General features: G+C 71.5%; 18 protein-coding genes. 11 read left to right on the top strand and 7 right to left on the bottom strand.

The features are described from left to right. Positions 1-39 precede the first annotated feature (39 nt). Both ACZ53N_RS22540 and ACZ53N_RS22535 read right to left on the bottom strand, forming a co-directional pair. Positions 40-465, bottom strand: a complete 426-nt coding sequence (locus tag ACZ53N_RS22540) for a tautomerase family protein (protein WP_469142622.1) — start codon at positions 463-465, stop codon at positions 40-42. Positions 466-501: 36 nt separating this feature from the next. Continuing rightward, positions 502-1203, bottom strand: a complete 702-nt coding sequence (locus ACZ53N_RS22535) for an SDR family oxidoreductase (RefSeq protein ID WP_469142621.1) — start codon at positions 1201-1203, stop codon at positions 502-504. A gap of 95 nt (positions 1204-1298) precedes the next feature. On the opposite strand from ACZ53N_RS22535, the gene ACZ53N_RS22530 reads away from it, so the two are divergent. Beyond that, entirely contained in the window at positions 1299-1796 is a 498-nt protein-coding gene (locus ACZ53N_RS22530) for a winged helix-turn-helix transcriptional regulator (RefSeq protein WP_469142620.1), read from the top strand. 56 nt (positions 1797-1852) lie between these two features. Here ACZ53N_RS22530 and ACZ53N_RS22525 read toward each other — a convergent pair whose 3' ends face one another. Continuing rightward, a complete protein-coding gene (locus ACZ53N_RS22525) occupies positions 1853-2608 on the bottom strand; it encodes a GbsR/MarR family transcriptional regulator (RefSeq protein WP_469142619.1) in 756 nt (251 codons plus the stop codon). 221 nt (positions 2609-2829) lie between these two features. Between ACZ53N_RS22525 and ACZ53N_RS22520 the strand changes: the two genes are divergently transcribed. From ACZ53N_RS22520 to ACZ53N_RS22510, 3 genes are read left to right on the top strand one after another with little or no spacing between them, the layout of a single operon-like run. Further along, positions 2830-3501, top strand: a complete 672-nt coding sequence (locus ACZ53N_RS22520) for a DUF4097 family beta strand repeat-containing protein (RefSeq protein WP_469142618.1) — start codon at positions 2830-2832, stop codon at positions 3499-3501. A gap of 40 nt (positions 3502-3541) precedes the next feature. Then, the gene (locus tag ACZ53N_RS22515; RefSeq protein ID WP_469142617.1) at positions 3542-4507 is read left to right on the top strand and encodes an ATP-binding cassette domain-containing protein; all 966 of its coding nucleotides are present in this window, start codon (positions 3542-3544) and stop codon (positions 4505-4507) included. Beyond that, positions 4504-5289: an ABC transporter permease gene (locus tag ACZ53N_RS22510; protein ID WP_469142616.1), complete on the top strand. Its 786-nt coding sequence runs from the start codon at positions 4504-4506 to the stop codon at positions 5287-5289. The genes ACZ53N_RS22515 and ACZ53N_RS22510 overlap by 4 nt, the downstream gene beginning before the upstream one ends. 55 nt (positions 5290-5344) lie before the next feature. Here the strand turns inward: ACZ53N_RS22510 and def are convergent, their stop codons facing one another. Further along, complete coding sequence (gene def / locus ACZ53N_RS22505) at positions 5345-6007, bottom strand: peptide deformylase (protein WP_469142615.1); 663 nt, start codon at positions 6005-6007, stop codon at positions 5345-5347. 111 nt (positions 6008-6118) lie between these two features. On the opposite strand from def, the gene ACZ53N_RS22500 reads away from it, so the two are divergent. Beyond that, complete coding sequence (locus tag ACZ53N_RS22500; RefSeq protein ID WP_469142614.1) at positions 6119-6694, top strand: winged helix-turn-helix domain-containing protein; 576 nt, start codon at positions 6119-6121, stop codon at positions 6692-6694. A gap of 1 nt (position 6695) precedes the next feature. Here ACZ53N_RS22500 and ACZ53N_RS22495 read toward each other — a convergent pair whose 3' ends face one another. Beyond that, positions 6696-7490, bottom strand: a complete 795-nt coding sequence (locus tag ACZ53N_RS22495; RefSeq protein WP_469142613.1) for an NAD(P)H-dependent oxidoreductase — start codon at positions 7488-7490, stop codon at positions 6696-6698. Positions 7491-7586: 96 nt separating this feature from the next. Here ACZ53N_RS22495 and ACZ53N_RS22490 point away from each other — a divergent pair, with 96 nt between their 5' ends. The 4 genes from ACZ53N_RS22490 (at position 7587) to ACZ53N_RS22475 (ending at position 12243) form a co-directional block, all read left to right on the top strand. Continuing rightward, positions 7587-8483 (top strand): helix-turn-helix domain-containing protein, encoded by an 897-nt coding sequence (locus tag ACZ53N_RS22490; protein WP_469142612.1) that lies wholly within the window; start codon positions 7587-7589, stop codon positions 8481-8483. Positions 8484-8549: 66 nt separating this feature from the next. Then, complete coding sequence (locus tag ACZ53N_RS22485; RefSeq protein WP_469142611.1) at positions 8550-9965, top strand: serine hydrolase domain-containing protein; 1416 nt, start codon at positions 8550-8552, stop codon at positions 9963-9965. Positions 9966-10165: 200 nt separating this feature from the next. After that, a complete protein-coding gene (locus ACZ53N_RS22480; RefSeq protein WP_469142610.1) occupies positions 10166-11293 on the top strand; it encodes a pyridoxal-phosphate-dependent aminotransferase family protein in 1128 nt (375 codons plus the stop codon). Between the two features lie 206 nt (positions 11294-11499). After that, on the top strand, positions 11500-12243 hold the full coding sequence (locus tag ACZ53N_RS22475; protein WP_469142609.1) for a TetR/AcrR family transcriptional regulator: 744 nt from the start codon (positions 11500-11502) through the stop codon (positions 12241-12243). Positions 12244-12300: 57 nt separating this feature from the next. Here ACZ53N_RS22475 and ACZ53N_RS22470 read toward each other — a convergent pair whose 3' ends face one another. Both ACZ53N_RS22470 and ACZ53N_RS22465 read right to left on the bottom strand, forming a co-directional pair. After that, positions 12301-12753: a GNAT family N-acetyltransferase gene (locus tag ACZ53N_RS22470; RefSeq protein ID WP_469142608.1), complete on the bottom strand. Its 453-nt coding sequence runs from the start codon at positions 12751-12753 to the stop codon at positions 12301-12303. A gap of 83 nt (positions 12754-12836) precedes the next feature. Beyond that, positions 12837-13298 carry a MarR family winged helix-turn-helix transcriptional regulator gene (locus ACZ53N_RS22465; protein WP_469142607.1) on the bottom strand — a complete coding sequence of 154 codons (462 nt, stop codon included), beginning with the start codon at positions 13296-13298 and terminating at the stop codon, positions 12837-12839. A 233-nt stretch (positions 13299-13531) separates the two neighbouring features. Between ACZ53N_RS22465 and ACZ53N_RS22460 the strand changes: the two genes are divergently transcribed. Together ACZ53N_RS22460 and ACZ53N_RS22455 are read left to right on the top strand one after the other, a co-directional pair. Beyond that, complete coding sequence (locus tag ACZ53N_RS22460) at positions 13532-14752, top strand: MFS transporter (protein ID WP_469142606.1); 1221 nt, start codon at positions 13532-13534, stop codon at positions 14750-14752. A gap of 87 nt (positions 14753-14839) precedes the next feature. Next, the gene (locus tag ACZ53N_RS22455) at positions 14840-15283 is read left to right on the top strand and encodes a GlcG/HbpS family heme-binding protein (protein ID WP_469142605.1); all 444 of its coding nucleotides are present in this window, start codon (positions 14840-14842) and stop codon (positions 15281-15283) included. Positions 15284-15452: the final 169 nt, after the last annotated feature.

Below are 15452 nucleotides of genomic sequence, written 5' to 3'. Positions count from 1 at the left end.
GCTGCCGTGCCCCCGGCGGCGCGGTCAGTAGGAACGCGGTCAGTAGGAAGACGCCGCGTTCTGCTCCGCCCACTTCTTCTCGGCGTCGGAGCCTCCCGGGGGCGGCACGATCCCGTTGATCATCCAGAGGTCCTCGCTGGTTTCGTCGACGTGGAACTCCCAGTGCAGCCCTGCGTGCTGTTCGAGGTGGGGTTGCAGCATGCCCTTGATCCACTGGGCGGTCCGGCGGCGGGCCTCCTGGTCGGGGTTGCGCCGGGCGATGTGGTCGATGGTGACGCGGACCCCGGCCGGGGTGGGCTCCCCGCCGACGTAGAAGTCCTCGGACCGGGTTTCGTGGAACAGCGTGACCACGTAGAACCGGGGCAGCCCGACCTTCTCGTAGTGGTCGGCGATGCGGGAGGCGAGTCGGTGCTTGTCGTCGGCGGTGAAGATTCCGGGGGTGTGATGAATGGTCCACAGGGGCATGGCGGTTCGGTCCTCCTCGGGTGTGGGGATGAGATGTCAGCCGGCGGCTGAGAAGGTCAGCTGCTCCACGGGGCCGGAAAGCGCCGCTTTGACGGTGACGGTGACGTCGTCGGCGAGCACTTCGGTGGCGCCGGCTTCCAGGCCGTCGACGATCCGCGCGGCGATCTCGGCGGGCTCGGCCTTCGGCCGTTCGAGGGCGGAGACCATGTCGGTGTCGATGAATCCGGCGTGCACGCCGACGACCTGGGTGTTGCCGGGCGCCAGTTCGAGGCGGAGCGAGTTCGTGACCGACCACGCCGCGGCCTTGGACGCCCCGTAGGCGCCGGCGCCGGCCAGCCAGGACAGCACGGAGTGCATGTTGACGAGTGCGCCCCCGCCGCCCGCGGCCAGGATCGGCGCGAACGCCCGTGCCACCCGCAGCGGCCCGAAGACGTTGACGTCGAACGTCTCGGTGGCCTTCTCCAGGTCACCCGTCAGCAGTGCGGCCGGCAGCAGGACGCCGGCGTTGTTGAACACGATCTCGGCGTCGGCGGCGATCTCCGCGAGGGCGGCGACCGACTCCGCCGAGCGGACCTCGAGCTCGGCGGTGACCACCTCCGGGCGGTCGTCGACGTACGCCGAGCGCGCGGTGGAGTACACCTTCCGCGCCCCGCGCGCCAGCAGCTCGTCCACCAGCGCCGCGCCGAGCCCGCGCCGGCCGCCGGTCACCACGGCCACCTTGCCCGCTACTGCTACCACTGCACCCTCCATCTGACTAACGTTGTCGTTAGCGAGATGGAAGCATGGGCCGCCTGAGTAACGCAAGCGTTATCCATGCGGGCTACAATGCCGGGATGGCGATGGAGTTCGAGGAGCGGCTGCGCGACCGGGAGGCCTGGTCGATCGGCGACGGGTGTTCGGCGGAGCGGGTGCTGGGCCTGCTGAGCACCAAGACGGTGTTCCTGGCGGTCCGCGAATGCTTCTACGGCACCACCAGGTTCGAGGACTTCGTGGCGCGGATCGGGACGTCCGCCCCCGCGGTGTCGCGGGCGCTCAAGCAGTTGGAGTCCGCCCGGGTCGTCGCGCGCGTTCCCTACCGGGAACCGGGCAGGCGGGCCCGTGACGAGTACCGTCTGACCGAGTCCGGCGAGGACCTGCTGCCGGTGTTCCTGTCGCTGATGCAGTGGGGTGACAAGCACCTGCAGGAGGGCTGCCCGCCCCTGTCGTTCGTCAAGGCCGGCACCGGCGGTGCGGTGCGGGTCCGCGTGACCGCGGACCCGGCGCCGGAGGTGGTGTCCGACGACATCGAGATCCGGCTGAACCCCGAGTGGCAGGCGCGCGACGGGGTCTGATCGGGCCGGGGGGTCCGGCGCGGGCGGCGCCGGCCGTGACCGCCCGGGTGGGCTTTCTATCCGTGCTCCGGACTCGGCGTGACGGTGTCGCCCGAGGTCGCTTCGGGCTTCGTGTGGAGGACCTCGCGGGCCTGCTCCGCGGCGCGGGTGATGGCCTCGCTGACGAAGTCGACGAAGCGGGCGATGTTCTCCAGACGGGCGGCGGCCGGGGTGTCGGGGCCGAGGACGCCGACGCCCTGCCGTGCGATCTCGACGAGGTGGGCGGTGGCGCGGGCGCTGGCCATCATCGACTGGTACCAGACGTCGTCGTCGACGACGTAGCGCTCGCGGCGGCGTTCGTCGCGTTCCCGGCGGACGAGGCCCTGGCTCTCCAGGAACGTGATCGCCTTTGAGATGGACGCCGGGCTGACCTGGAGGCGCTGGGCGAGTTCGGCCGCGGTGAGGCTGCCGGCGTCGGTGGTGGTGAGACAGGTCAGCACCCGGGACATCATCTTGGGCATGCCCGAAGCCATGAGGACGGTGGTGAACAACTCCTCGTACTCGCGCACGGCTTCGGGGTCGCGTCCGTAGGCCTGCTGCGGCGTCTTCGGCCCTTGGGGGGCGGTCGGCCTGCGCCGGTGCGCGCGGCGTTCGGTGGCGCGGTGGGCGAGGTCGGCGCGGTAGGTGGTGGGGCCGCCGTTGCGCATCACCTCACGCGTGACCGTCGAGGTCGGACGGTCGAGGCGCCGGGCGATCTCCGCGTAGGCGAGGCCGTCGGCCAGCCCCAGCGCGATCTGCTGGCGTTCCTGCTGAGTGAGCCTGCCTCCCGGCATCGCGGTCTCCTTCGTGCTCCTTTGGGCCGCCAGCATAGCGTTCACTCCCATTTCATTGCAACGAATACGTGGCTGACGTTGCGTTAAATTCAGAAACATTGCAACGAAATAGCGGCTCTCACCTGCGAAGGTGTTGATTTTTGGCAACGATGGTGTTGAGCGATCTGTGAATGCAACGTAGCTTTTCCCTCATCGGAAACACCGACTCGAAGGAGAGCACGATGCAGAAGTTCACCACCCCCACCACCGTCTCCGCCGTCCTCGACATCCCGGCCGGGCGCGTGCAGTTCATCGCCGCCGACCGCGCCGACACCGTGGTCGAGGTCCGGCCCGCGGACGCCTCGAAGGGCCGCGACGTGAAGGCGGCGGAGCAGATCACGGTCGCGTACGGCGACGGTGTGCTGCGGATCGAGGCCGAACCGGCGAAGAACCGGATCCTCGGCAGCTCCGGTTCCGTCGAGGTGACGGTCCAGCTGCCGACCGGTTCCCGGGTCGAGGCGAAGACGGCCGCCGCCGGGTTCCGGGGCGTCGGACGGCTCGGTGACGTCGTCTTCGAGGGCGCACAGGGCACGGTCAAGATCGACGAGGCCGCGAGCGCCCGCCTCACCGTCCTCGCCGGCGACATCTCGGTCGGCCGCCTGGGCGGCCCCGCGGAGATCAGCACGCAGAAGGGCGACATCCGGATCGCCGAAGCTCAGAGCGGCACGGTCACGCTGCGCACCGAGCAAGGCGAGATCTCGGTCGGCGCCGCCCGCGGGGTCTCCGCCTCCCTGGACGCCGGCACCAGCTACGGCCGGATCCACAACGCGCTCAACAACACCGACGGCGCCGCCGCCGGCCTGAACATCCACGCGACCACCGCCTACGGCGACATCACCGCCCGCAGCCTGTAAAGACCCCACCGCCCGCAGCCTGAAAAGGAACGCACTTCTCATGACCAACCTGGCCATCGCGGCGAACGGGCTGCGCAAGTCCTACGGCGACAAGATCGTGCTCGACGGCGTCGACCTGGCGGTCCCCGAAGGAACGATCTTCTCCCTGCTCGGCCCGAACGGCGCCGGCAAGACCACCGCCGTGAAGATCCTCTCCACCCTCGTCTCCGCCGACCCGGGCACCGGCGGCATCCACATCGGCGGCCACGACCTGGCCGCCGACCCCCAGGCGGTGCGTGCCGCGATCGGTGTCACCGGCCAGTTCTCGGCCGTGGACGGGTTGATCACCGGTGAGGAGAACATGCTGCTGATGGCGGATCTGCATCATCTCTCCCGCGGTGAGGGGCGGCGGGTCGCCGCTGAACTGCTGGAGCGTTTCGATCTGGTGGAGGCGGCGAAGAGGCCCGCTTCCACCTATTCCGGGGGGATGAAGCGCCGGCTGGACATCGCCATGACGCTGGTCGGCAGCCCGCGGATCATCTTCCTCGACGAGCCGACCACCGGCCTCGACCCCCGCTCCCGTCACAACATGTGGCAGATCATCCGCGAGCTCGTCTCCAACGGCGTCACCGTCCTCCTCACCACCCAGTACCTGGAGGAAGCCGACGAACTCGCCGACCGCATCGCGGTGTTGAACAACGGCAAGATCGCCGCCGAAGGCACCGCCGAGGAGCTGAAGCGCCTCATCCCCGGCGGACACGTGCGGCTCCGCTTCACCGACCCGGGCGCGTACCACTTTGCCGCCGACGCCCTGCGCGAGGCCACCCGCGACGACGAGGCACTGGCCCTGCAGATCCCCAGCGACGGCAGCCAACGCGAACTGCGCTCCCTCCTCGACCGGCTGGACACCACCGGCATCGAAGCCGACGAACTCACCGTCCACACCCCCGACCTCGACGACGTCTTCTTCGCCCTCACCACCACCCACCACCACCCGCACCAGGCCAAGGAAGCAGCACCCCGATGAACACCCTCCCCCTCGCCCTACGCGACTCCACCACCATGCTGCGCCGCAACCTCCTGCACGCCCGGCGCTACCCCTCCCTCACCCTGAACCTGCTACTCACCCCGATCATCCTGCTGCTGCTCTTCGTCTACGTCTTCGGTGACGTGATGAGCGCGGGCATAGGCGGCGGCGACCGCTCCGCGTACATCGCCTACCTCGTGCCGGGCCTGCTGCTGATGACCATCGGCAGCACCACGATCGGCACCGCGGTGTCCGTCTCCAACGACATGACCGAGGGCATCATCGCCCGCTTCCGGACGATGGCGATCCACCGCGGCTCGGTGCTCATCGGCCATGTCATCGGCAGCGTGCTGCAATCGGTCGCCAGCGTGGTCCTTGTCGGTGCCGTAGCCGTGGCCATCGGCTTCCGGTCCACCAACGCGACAGCCCTGGAGTGGCTGGCGGCGTTCGGGCTGCTCGTGCTCTTCGCCGTGGCACTCACCTGGATCGCGGTCGGCATGGGCCTGATCAGCCCGAACGCCGAGGCCGCGAGCAACAACGCGATGCCGCTGATCCTGCTGCCGCTCCTGTCGAGCGCTTTCGTCCCGGTCGATTCGATGCCGGGCTGGTTCCAGCCGGTCGCCGAGTACCAGCCGTTCACCCCGGCCATCGAAACCCTGCGCGGGCTGCTGCTCGGCACCGAGATCGGCCACAACGGATGGCTCGCGGTCGCCTGGTGCCTGGGCCTCGCGGTGCTCGGTTACTTCTGGTCGGCCGCGAAGTTCAACCGCGACCCCAAGTGACCGAGCTTCTCACCGGCAAGGAGCCGAGCGTCTCCCCGGCAAGTGACCAACAGCCTCACCGGCTCAGCCGGGCGGCCCTGACCTCGCGTTGCGCGAAGACCTCCTCGCGACGGTCCGCCATCTGCCGCAGGGCGTCCTTGCGGTCCCGCTTGGACAGCCGGTCGAGATAGATCTGACCGAAGAGGTGGTCGGTCTCGTGCTGCAGGCACCGCGCGAAGTACCCCGTTCCCTCGATGACGAGGGAGTTGCCGTCCTTGTCGAGCCCACGGACGACGGCGCGATCGGTGCGGGGGACCGTCATGGTGGCACCGGGCACGGACAGACAGCCCTCGAATTCCTCGACGAGTCGGCGGCTCCCCGGATCGGGCAGATCGAGGACCGGGTTGAGGATGTGCCCGACATGCCGGATCCCTTGGTCGTCCGGGCAGTCGTACACGAACAACCGCAGGTCGACGCCCACCTGGTTGGCGGCCAGACCGGCACCGTCGGCCACGCGCATCGTCAGGAACATGTCGTCGATCAGCGCCGACAGTTCCGGAGTCCCGAACTCGGTCACCTCCTGGCACGGACGGCTCAGGATCTCCTCACCCACCACCGTGACCCGGCGCACCGACCCCCGTTCCGCCTCCGGTGGCAGCTCGGGATACGAGTCGACGGGTCGGCCCTGGACCCGGACCCGTCGGTCCACGGAACGGGTCGGATCGTGACGAACAGACATCGCTGTCTCCCCTTCTGCGCACGCCACATACGCCGCGGGCGGCACCGCGGCCTGATGCCTACGGGCAAGATCCCCTTGCCAAGGCCTTTGCAAAGTAGCAGACTTTGCAAAGTGACCGAAGACGACCTCAATTCCCCGCCCGGACAGACCCGGGGCCCCGGCGATGAGCTGCGCGAGCACGACGTCCGCACGGCCCTGCTGGACCTGCTGGCCGAAGTCGGCACCGTCACGGCGACCGAAGCCGCCGCCCGGCTCGGTTACAGCTCAGGGCTCTGCTCGTTTCACCTCCGGCAGCTCGCGCGCCACGGGCACATCGAAGAAGCGCCTCATCGCGGGGGCCGCGCACGTCCCTGGCGCTTGAGGCAGCCCGATCCCGGCGCCGGTGGGTCCGCGGAGGAGCAGTTCGGCGACTTGGCCCGGGGGCTGGAGGACGAGAGCTGGCAGCGCTGGCTCGCCCAACGCGACCGGGCGCCTGCCGATTGGCGCCACGACGAGGCCTTCAGCGCCGTCGCCTATCTGACCCCCGAGGAAATGAGCAGGGTCGCGGACGCCGTCCGACGGGCGCTCGCCCCCTACCGGGACCGCGAGCAGCGCCCCTTGGCCCGGCCCGACGGCGCCCGGCCGGTGGCCCTCATCACCCGGCTGTTCCCGCTGCTTCCCGACGCGACGGACGAGGCGGGCCGGTAGCTCAGCCGTGGGGGTGGGTGTGGAGCTCCAGCCCGGTCGTCCCCTCGGCCTCGATGCCCGGCAGCAGCCGCATGTCGTGGTCGTAGTCGCCGCCGACGAGCGAACGGAACGGGACGGGCTCGTCCGTGAAGAGCCCGTCCAGTCGACGCCCGTACTCCCGCTTCGCCGCCTCGAACCGCTCCTCCGGCAGCTCGTTGGAGCCGTACACCGCGAACGGTTCGAGCGGCGTCATGCCGGTGAACCAGAACAGGCCGTGCTGCACCGGGTGGAGGACGTCCGCCAGCCGCCCGTGGATGCCCCGGTCGGAGAACGACGACTCCCGCGCGCCGGCCGTCACCGACACCAGCGCACGCCGTCCCCCCAAGGTGCCCTCGCTGTAGGGCGGGGGTACCGCCGGGCCGTAGCCGAACCCGCTGGTGAACACCCGGTCGATCCAGCCCTTGAGGATCGCGGGCGGGGCGAACCACCACATCGGGAACTGCAGGATCACCGCGTCCGACCAGCGCACCTTCTCCTGCTCCGCCGCGATGTCGGGCGACAGCCGGTCCGCCAGGGTGGCCCGCTCGGAGGCGGCCATCACGTTCAGCCGCCCGTCGGCCGCGTGGTCGGGGAAGTCGTCGGCGTCCACCGTCGTCTTCCACTTCATCGCGTAGAGGTCCGACACCCGTACCTCGTGCCCCGCCGCACGCAGGTGCCGGGCCGCGAAGCCGGTGAGAGCGGCGTTGAGCGAACGGGGGTCGGGGTGGGCGCTGACGACGAGGATCTTCTTCCGCCGCTGCGGCGTGGCTTCGTTCATGCCCAACGTTCTCCCGGGCGCGGCAGGGCAGCCAGCACCCTGGCGGGCGGTGGAACGGCAGTCCTGGTACTGCGAGGGCCACCCATACTTGAGCGCATGGACGGTGTGGACGACCGCGTCGGGAACGGCGGCGGGACCGACGGGACCGGTGACACCGGGCGGGCGCTCGGCGACTTTCTGCGCGCCCGCCGGGGGCGCGTCGCGCCGGAGCACGTCGGGCTCACCGGCGGACGTCGCCGACGGGTGCGCGGGCTGCGTCGCGAGGAGTTGGCCCAGCTCGCCGGGATCAGCATGGACTACTACGTGCGTCTCGAACAGGGCCGGGCCACCCAGCCGTCCCCCGAGGTGCTCGACGCGCTCGCCGGGGCGCTCGGCCTCGACGCGGCGGAGCGCGGGCACCTCGCCACCCTGGCCGGCGCCAGGCGCGGTCCGGCTCCCACGGCCCGGGTCAGCCCCCTGTTGCGGCGGATCCTGGACGCCATGACCGACCTGCCGGCCTTCGCGACGGACCACCGCCTCGACGTGGTGGCCTGGAACGATCTGGGCTCCGAACTGATCGGCGGCCTGGCCGACCCGGACGGCCGCGACCGGAACAACGCCAGGTTCCTCTTCCTCGACCCCGCCTCCCGTCTCGTCCACCCCGAGTGGGAGGACAGGGCGGCGGAGGCCGTGGGCCAGCTGCGGGTCGCCGCGGGGCGCTACCCCGACGACGTGGAACTGGCCGGGATCATCGCCGAACTGGGCGCGGGCAGCGCCGAGTTCCGGCGGATCTGGGACAGCGGCGAGGTCGTGATGTGCGCGGCGGGGCGCAAGCGACTGCGGCACCCAGTGGCCGGACTGCTCACCCTGGACTTCGAGACCCTGCACGTGCCCGCCGCGCCCGGTGAGACGGGCCTGGTGGTGCACGTGTTCAGTGCCGAGGAGGGCAGCCCGGAGGCCGCCGCCCTCGCCCGGCTGGCCCCGGCCGTGGCGGCGGTGCCCGGGCGGCCGTAATCGGGTGCCAGCACCGTGACGAGACCCCTTCGGACGGCCCGGCGGGCCCTGGCTAGGGTGCGGGGCATGATCTCCCCGTACGAAGTGCCACCCTCGAAGGAGCAGTTCGCCGAGCTGCTCCCCGCCACGCGCCGCGCCCTTCTGCACCGCCTCGCCGTAGGTCAGAACGCCGGCCGCGCGCCCTCCATGGTGGGAGCGGTGATGCGTGAGGGTCGCATGGTGTGGGCCGAGGGGTACGGCGCGGTCGACGGGCAGGTGCCCGGTGCCGATACGCAGTACCGGATCGGCTCGCTCACCAAGACGTTCGTCGCCGTGCTGGTCCTGCGGCTGCGTGACGAGGGCCTGATCGACCTCGGCGACCCGCTGGGCAAGCACCTGGACACACCCGAGGGCGGTGACGCCACGATCGCGCAGCTCCTCGCCCACACCTCCGGGCTCGCTGCCGAGGCGCGCGGTCCGTGGTGGGAGCGCACGGACGGAGCGCTGCGCCCCGAGCTTGCCGACATCTTCGGCGAGCGCCCCCAGCGCCACCCGGTGGGCAGGCTGCACCACTACTCCAATCCCGGTTTCGCGCTGCTCGGCGCGCTCGTCGAGCAGTCGCGCGGGGAGGACTGGGGCACGGTGCTGCGCCGGGAGGTGCTGGAGCCGCTGGGGATGGACCGTACGACGCTGGGCCCCGAGGCGCCGCACACGGCGGGCTGGGCCGTGCACCCGTGGGCGGACGCGCTGCTTCCGGAGCCCGCCGTGAACACCGGGCGGATGGCGCCCGCCGGGGAGTTGTGGTCCACGGCGGCTGATCTGTGCCGCTTCGCGGCCTTTCTCCTGAACGGTGACGCTTCTCCGAACGGTAGCGGCCGCGTCCTCAGCGAGCAGTCGCTCGCGGAGATGCGCGTCCCGGTGGTCGGGCCGCAGGACCCGGAGTGGGTGAGGGGCTACGGGCTCGGGGTGCAGGTGACCCGCCAGAACGGTCGGGTCCTCTTCGGCCACTGCGGCTCCATGCCGGGCTTCGTGTCGGCGCTGTGGATCAGCCCGGACGAGGCCCTGGCCGGTGTCGCGCTCGCCAACCTCACCAACGGCTTCGAGGTCGCCGCCCTGGCGTCGGACCTGGTCAGCACCGTCGCCGACCGCGAGCCGCGGATCCCTGCGCCCTGGCGGCCGCTCGATCCGGTCGATCCGGAACTGCTGGAGCTGACCGGCCCCTGGTACTGGGGCGCCACCCCCTTCGCGCTGCGGCTGGGCGTCGAGCGCGGGCTGGAGCTGTCGCCGCTCGCCGGCGGCGGCCGGGGGGCGCGGTTCCGCGCGGAGGCGGACGGCACCTGGACGGGGCTCGACGGTTACTACGCGGGGGAGACCCTGCGCGCCGTACGGACGGCCACCGGGACCCTGAGCCACCTGGACATCGGCACCTTCGTCCTCACCCGCGAGCCCTACGAGCCGGGCGACGCCGTGCCGGGCGGTGTGGCCGAGGGCGGCTGGCGGTAGGCCTGCCCGGCGGGTCGGTTCGGGCCCCATGGGCGTTGTCGTCGGACCCCCGCTTCTCCGGCACGTTCCACCGGACACAGGCGCCCGCCGGAACGCGGTCGAGCGGTCGGCGGCCTCTGCGCCGACGGCCGCGCGGACGTAGGGTCGTGGGGAGATTGGCGGGCGCCGGGACGCGGCGCTACAGACCCCGGAAGGCCACCGTGACTGCGAACACCGCACCGGTCCTGCTCGACCTCGCGCCGCTCGGCGCCGGGCACTTCGCGCGCATCGAGGACAAGGTCGCCGCGCTGATGCGCACGCGCGAGAGCGTCGTCGCGATGCAGGGCGAGGCCCTGTTGCCGCTGGAGGCGTGCATCCGCTCGGCCGTACGTCCCGGCAGCACCGCGCTGAACATCATCACTGGCCCGTACGGCGAGACGTTCGGCGGCTGGCTGCGTTCCTGCGGCGCCGAGGTGATCACCGTGGACGCGCCCTTCAGCGGTGCGGTCGACGCGGGACAGGTCGCCGACGCGCTGCGCGCGCACCCGGCCATCGACTTCGTCAGCCTCGTCCACGCGGAGGCGGCCACCGGCAACACCAACCCCGTCGCCGAGATCGGTGCGGTCGTCCGGGAGCACGGCGCGCTGCTGATGCTCGACGCCGTGGCCTCCGTCGCGGCCGAGCCGCTGCTCACCGACGAGTGGGGCGTCGACCTGTGCGTCATCGGCGCGCAGAAGGCGATGGCGGGACCGGCGGGCGTGTCGGCCGTGTCGGTCAGCGCCCGCGCGTGGGAGCGGATAGCCGCCAACGAGCAGGCGCCCCGCCGTTCCTACCTCTCCCTCCTGGACTGGAAGGAGCGGTGGATCGACGGCGGCCGGACCGCTCTGCCGCACGCCCCCGCGCAGCTGGAGATGCTCGCCCTGGAACAGGCCGTCGACCGCATCGAGGCGGACGGCCTGGACTCCGTCATCGCCCGGCACCGCGCCGCCGCCGCGGCCACCCGCGCGGGCGTACGGGCCCTGGCCCCCCTCACTCCCTACGTCATCCGCGACCAGGACGCCGCCCCGGCCGCCACGACGGTGCGCGCCCCCGAGGGTGTCGACGCCCGCGAGATCGTCGCGAAGGCCCTCGCGGCCGATGCCGCCGCGCCCGTGCAGGCGGCGGCAGGTGCGCTCGCCAAGGAGATGATCCGCGTCAACCACTACGGTCTCGCGGCGGACCGCGCCGTCGTGCTGGCCTCGCTGGCGGCACTGGGCGAGGGCCTGCGTGGGATGGGCATCGGGACGGTGGCCGTGGACGAGGCCCTGGAGGCCGCCGGTGCGGCGTGGGACGCCGTGATCGCCGACTAGACACGCAGCACCTTCCGAGGCCGCCGTCCGCGCTTTCGCGCTGACGGCGGCCTTTTGCGTTCCCCTATCCCTTTTCCCGTCCCGTTCGTGGCTCGCAGCCCCTTGTCCGGACGTGCCGATAGAATCGGAACCTCGATCCCGTTTCGTCATTCCGCACGTGGAGCTCCCCGATGGCACAGCGAAGGCAGCCGCCGACACCGCCTGCGGTGCCCGCTCCGCGACGCAGGGCGGACGCCCGTCGCAACAGGGCCCTGGTCCTGGAAGCGGCCCGATCCGCCTTCGAGGAAGCCGGGTTGGCGGTGCCGCTCGGTGCCATCGCCCGTCGTGCGGGGGTCGGTGCCGGGACCGTCTACCGCCATTTCCCGTCCAAGGAAGCCTTGTTCAGGGCAACGGTGGTGGACCGGATCCGGCTGTTCACCGACACGGCAAGGGAGTTGGCGGACGCGGCCGACCCGGGAGCGGTGTTCTTTCGCTACCTGGCGTCCGTGGTGCGGCTGTCGGCCCGGAACAAGGCGCTCTGTGACGCGCTGGAGGCGAGCGCCGAGGGCCGCTTCGAGCCGACACCGGGCGTGGAACGGGACTTCCGCGAGGCCCTGGCAGTACTGCTGACGCGCGCTCAGAAAGCGGGGGCAGTACGGAAAGACGTGCTGATCGGCGACGTGATGACGCTACTCGTCGGGTGTCTGTCGATGGAGCTGCGCCGGGGACCGGAGGGGCAGCCGGGGAGGATCACGGCGCTGGTGTGCGACAGCCTCCGCCCGGGTCGAGGTGTGACGAAACTACCGTCACCGGCCTCGCCGAGCCGTAACGAAACCCGTGTTGCGGGGGTATGTGCGGTTTGCGAGGGTCCTGTTGCCTCCGCGCGGACGGGCCGGCCCGCTCGGTACTGCGGGGGCGCCTGCCGTCAGCGGGCCCACCGCGAGCGGGCCCGGGCCCGTAGCGACGCCTGACCGGGCTGCCGCCGCGCCCGACCGGGCCGGCGCGCCGGATCAGGCTGCCGCGCCTGATCAGAGCTGGTATTTGAAGCCGAGGTGCGATGCCTCGAAGCCGAGCCGCTCGTAGAAGCGGTGGGCGTCGATCCGGGTGGCGTCCGAGGTGAGCTGCACCAACTGGCACCCTTCGCGGCGCGACGTGTCGATGGCCCACTCGATGAAGCGCGTGCCCAGCCCGCTGCCGCGCTCGTCGCTGTGGACGCGTACGCCCTCGATGACCGACCGCGTCGCGCCACGGCGGGACAGCCCCGGGATGACCGTGAGCTGTAGCGTGCCGATCGTGCGGCCGTCGCGGACCGCGACGACGAGGTGCTGGTTGGGGTCGTCGACGAGGCGGGCGAAGGCCGCGCGGTAGGGCGTCAGGTCGTCGGGGGACTCGCGCTTCGCGCCGAGGGCGTCGTCGGCCAGCAGCGCCACGATGGCGGGGATGTCGTCGGCGGTCGCGGGCCGGATCTCTATGTCGCTCATGATCCGGACCTTAGCGCTCGGGATCCGGTCATAGTCGATCAAGAGCGGAGCGGGGGGCGCTGAGGCCGCAGGGCCGCCGCGCGTTACGCGACCGGTGAGAGCGACTCCACGGCGGCGACGAGCGGTGCGAGCTCCGCGCGCTTCGACGCCTCCCGCAGCGCCTCGCTCAGCGCGGCGTCATTGGTCGGCCGGGCCTCGTCGAGGAGGGCGCGGCCGGCGTCCGTGACGTCGGTGTAGATGCCGCGGCGGTCGGTGAGGCAGAGGTAGCGGGTGAGCAGGCCCCGGTCCTCCAGGCGGTTGACCAGGCGCGTCGTCGCGCTCTGACTGAGGACGACCGCGTCGGCGACCTGGTTCATGCGCAGGTGGCCGCCCTCGCCGTCGTGCTGGCGGCTGAGCACGTCCAGCACGGAGAACTCGCGCACGCTCAGCCCGTGCCCGGCCTGCAGCGCGCGCTCGATGTGCGACTCGATGCGCCCGTGCAGCGCGGAAAGCGCGCACCAGCCCTGCGCCAGGCCGACCAGGGCGGGGTCCGGGGTGCGGGACATGACGTGTCCTCCTTCGCCTTCTGGGCCGTACGCGCGCGGCGTCCGTGCGTGCCGCGTCGTGCGTCCGCGCCGTCTTCGGAAACAGGATAGCTCGCTTGCGCAATAGCCCGCGCTTGCAATTAACCCGCGTCTGCAATTATTGTCGACGCTCGTAAGGTTCGCATGCAAAGAAAGCCCCTGCGGGCAGCGGACCGCGCCCCCTTCCTCCTCACTGTCTGAAGGACACCCCCGTCATGCCTCTCGCTCTGCTGGCGCTCGCGATCGGCGCCTTCGGTATCGGCACCACCGAATTCGTGATCACGGGCCTGTTGCCCGACATCGCCGCGGACTTCGGCGTCTCCATCCCCACGGCCGGCTTTCTGACCACCGGATACGCCCTCGGCGTCGTCGTCGGGGCTCCGCTGCTGGCCATCGTCGGCAGGCGCGTCTCGCGCAAGCGGATGCTGATGGTCCTGATGGGGCTGTTCATCGCGGGCAATCTGCTCTCCGCGGTCGCCCCTGTTTTCGGGGTGATGCTGGCCGGCCGGATCGTCGCCTCGCTCGCCCACGGAGCCTTCTTCGGCATCGGTTCGATCGTGGCCGCCGGGCTCGTCGCGCCGGAGAAGAAGGCGGGCGCGATCGCGATGATGTTCACCGGCCTGACCGCCGCCACCGTCCTGGGCGTGCCCATGTCCACCCTGGTCGGCCAGAACGCGGGCTGGCGCGTCACCTTCTTCATCATCGCCGGCCTCGGCGTCCTGGGCCTGGCCGGTGTCGCCGCGCTCGTCCCGCAGCAGCCGAAGCCCGAAGCGGGTCGCATCGGCGGCGAGTTGGCCGCCTTCCGCAACCCGCAGGTCCTGCTCGCGATGGCGATGACGGTCCTCGGCTTCGGCGGCGTCTTCACCATGAGCACCTACGTCACGCCGATGATGACCGAGGTCGCCGGCTACGCCCCCGGTTCCGTCACCTGGCTGCTCGTTCTCTTCGGCGTGGGCATGCTCGTCGGCAACCTCGTCGGCGGACGGTACGCGGACCGGGCGCTGATGCCCCTGCTGTACGTGACGCTGAGCGCCCTCGCCCTCGTGCTCGCCCTGCTGCCGCTGGCCGCGCACAACAAGATCGCGGCCGCCGTGGCCATCCCGCTGATCGGCGCCTTCGGCTTCGCGTCCGTACCGCCGCTGCAGAAGCGCGTCCTGGACCACACCGCCGACGCCCCGACCCTGGCCTCCGCCGTCAACATCGGCGCGTTCAACCTCGGCAACGCGATCGCGGCCTGGCTCGGTGGCGTCGTCATCTCCGCCGGCTTCGGGTACACCGCGCCCAACTGGGTCGGCGCTCTGATGGCCGCCTCCGCGCTGGTCCTGGCCCTCGTGTCGGCCTCGCTGGAGCGGCGTACGGGCGCCCGGAGCGGACGCATCGCCGCCGGGTCCGCCCCCCTCTCCGTCGAGCGTGAGGTCGTGACGGTCGGGCACTGAGCCCGCCGAAGGCCCACTCGCGGAATCCCCACGCCCTCCACGCCCCCCCACAACCGCACCACCGCACTATCGCAAGGAGCACCTCCCATGACTGCCACCGTCACCGAGACCGCGACCCCCGTCCGCCCGCTCACCACGCACGACGCTGAGGCCCTCGTCGTCGCCGTGCGCCGGGCCGCCGACGAGCAGGGCGTACGGGTCGCCGTCAGCGTCCTCGACGCCGGTGGCCACCTACTGGCCTTCCGCCGGGACGACCGGGCCGTACTGATCGCGGGGGAGACCAGCACGCGGAAGGCGTTCACCGCCCTGCAACTGGACGCCCCGACCGCCGACGTGGTCGACGCCGTCCAGCCCGGCGGCCCCTTCCACACCCTGCCGACCGCGCTCGACCGCCCGCTCCTCTTCATCGCCGGGGGCGTGCCCCTGCACCGCGACGGGCGCCTCGTCGGCGCGATCGGAGTGGGCGGCGGCGCGCCGGAGCAGGACCACCGCCTCGCGGTGGCGGCGATCGAGGACGTGCTGGGCGGCTGATCGTCGGGGCTGCCGGGGCTGCCGGGACTGCCGCTGTCGGGGGGGGGGGGGGGGGTTTTCCCCCCCCCCCCCCCCCCGGGTTTTTCGTCGCCTGGGAGAAGTTTTCGGTTTTTGTCTTAAAGGGGATTTATGGGTGCCTGTGGGGCATCGCGCCTCCCTCCCGGTTTTT

This window comes from Streptomyces sp. NPDC033229 (assembly GCF_055576875.1).
This window is presented reverse-complemented; position numbering and strand designations above follow the sequence as displayed.